Annotated in this window: 3 protein-coding genes and 1 pseudogene; all 4 read left to right on the forward strand. The window is 41.9% G+C overall.

Annotated features, from left to right (window positions below; all coding sequences use genetic code 11):
• A pseudogene (locus AC1DUW_RS28395) lies at positions 1-468 on the forward strand (stage V sporulation protein AD); the annotation flags it as partial.
• A 16-nt stretch (positions 469-484) separates the two neighbouring features.
• Positions 485-841 (forward strand): stage V sporulation protein AE, encoded by a 357-nt coding sequence (spoVAE, locus tag AC1DUW_RS28400; RefSeq protein WP_053345021.1) that lies wholly within the window; start codon positions 485-487, stop codon positions 839-841.
• 104 nt (positions 842-945) lie between these two features.
• Positions 946-1,098, forward strand: a complete 153-nt coding sequence (locus AC1DUW_RS28405; RefSeq protein ID WP_083450676.1) for a YjcZ family sporulation protein — start codon at positions 946-948, stop codon at positions 1,096-1,098.
• Between the two features lie 118 nt (positions 1,099-1,216).
• Complete coding sequence (spoVIF, locus tag AC1DUW_RS28410) at positions 1,217-1,471, forward strand: sporulation-specific transcription regulator SpoVIF (protein WP_053345022.1); 255 nt, start codon at positions 1,217-1,219, stop codon at positions 1,469-1,471.
• The last annotated feature ends 68 nt before the right edge of the window (positions 1,472-1,539 follow it).

Genomic DNA, 1,539 nt, shown 5'->3' on the forward strand with positions numbered 1-1,539 from the left:
GCCTACAAGCGAATTCCCAAACGATACGATTGGTATGGTAGTCCTTTCAATATGGGAGGAGCAATGGCCCCAGCGGCTGTCGATACGATTTTAGCACATTTCAACGATACGGGTCTGACCCCAGATGATTATGATTTGATCTTTACAGGTGATTTAGGACAAATAGGCAGGGAAACGGCGATGGATCTATTAAAGCAGAAAGGCTGCAAGATCAATCAGGAAAAATTCAAAGATTGCGGTTTGATGATATTTAAAAAGGACCAGCCTGTTATGGCAGGCGGTAGTGGCGCGGGATGTTCAGCAGTGGTTTTATATGGCCATATACTTAATGAAATGATTCAAGGTAAATATAAAAAAATCCTGCTTGTTGCAACAGGAGCATTATTATCACCGCTATCTGTTCAGCAAAAAAATTCAATTCCATGTATTGCCCATGCGGTGGCCATTGAGTATGGGATGAATTCGTGAAAAAGGAGAGATTTGGATGTTAGCAATGTTTTTTTGGGCCTTTGTCATCGGGGGCTTGATTTGTGTAGTCGGCCAGCTTCTTTTCGATGTGGCTAAGCTGACACCAGCACATACGTTAAGCCTGTTCGTTGTAATAGGAGCCGTACTTGGAGGGTTTGAATTATATGAACCGCTTGTTGATTTTGCCGGGGCAGGAGCTACCATACCAATCGTATCGTTTGGGAATTCGCTTGTAGGCGGTGCCATGCTAGAAGCGGATAAACATGGGCTCGTTGGCGTACTTACCGGCATGTTTGAAATCACGAGTTCCGGTATCTCGGCAGCCATCATCTTTGGATTTATCGGTGCCTTAGTCTTTAGACCTAAAGGATAAAGTTTCAGTAGAAATAGGCAGCCTGGACTAGGACATGGCCTATACATATTTGTCCTGACCTACATATGTTATCAGTAAGCTAAGCGAGAGCGAGGTGAATGAGTATGTTTGGTTACGGTGGCTACGGTGGCGGCTACGGCGGATGTTGTGGCGGTGGCGGTTATGGATATGGCGGCTGTTTCAGCGGTGGATCTACGTTCGTTGTAATTGTTGTTTTGTTTATCCTATTAATCATTGTAGGGGCTTCTTTCTGCTAAAAGAAATGGAATAGGCAGAAGAAGCCTATTCCATTTCTTTTTATTTATATTTACATAATCCTTGCACCATTTTTCTGATACTCCCATAGGATAGGTACAGAAAAGGAGGGGCTTAGGCATGGATAATAACTTTTTTAAAAACATAGAAGGTAAAACGGGCGTAAATATGAAAGATGTATTAGAGTTGGCAAACTCTCTACAAGGTGCCAATTTTAAAGATGAATCTACTGTAAGGAGCGTTATTAAACGTGTTTCGAAAATAGCTAATAAACCTGTTACTAAGGAAATGGAGGATAAAATTGTTCACTCCATTGTAGCTGAAGGGAATAAACTGGATTTCGGGACGATTTCTAATATGATAAATAAAAAATAATCAAAAACAGGGGCCTGCGGTAGATGCAGCCCCTGTTTTAATATCTAGTTACAGGTTAACCTTGGGTC

This window comes from Peribacillus sp. P4_C12 (assembly GCF_056402095.1).

What these genes read in the sequence shown, in the direction of transcription:
- spoVAE (WP_053345021.1), top strand. Translation starts at nt 485, where the DNA reads ATGTTAGCAATGTTTTTTTGGGCCTTTGTCATCGGGGGCTTGATTTGT.
- spoVIF (WP_053345022.1), top strand. Translation starts at nt 1,217, where the DNA reads ATGGATAATAACTTTTTTAAAAACATAGAAGGTAAAACGGGCGTAAAT.
- AC1DUW_RS28405 (WP_083450676.1), top strand. Translation starts at nt 946, where the DNA reads ATGTTTGGTTACGGTGGCTACGGTGGCGGCTACGGCGGATGTTGTGGC.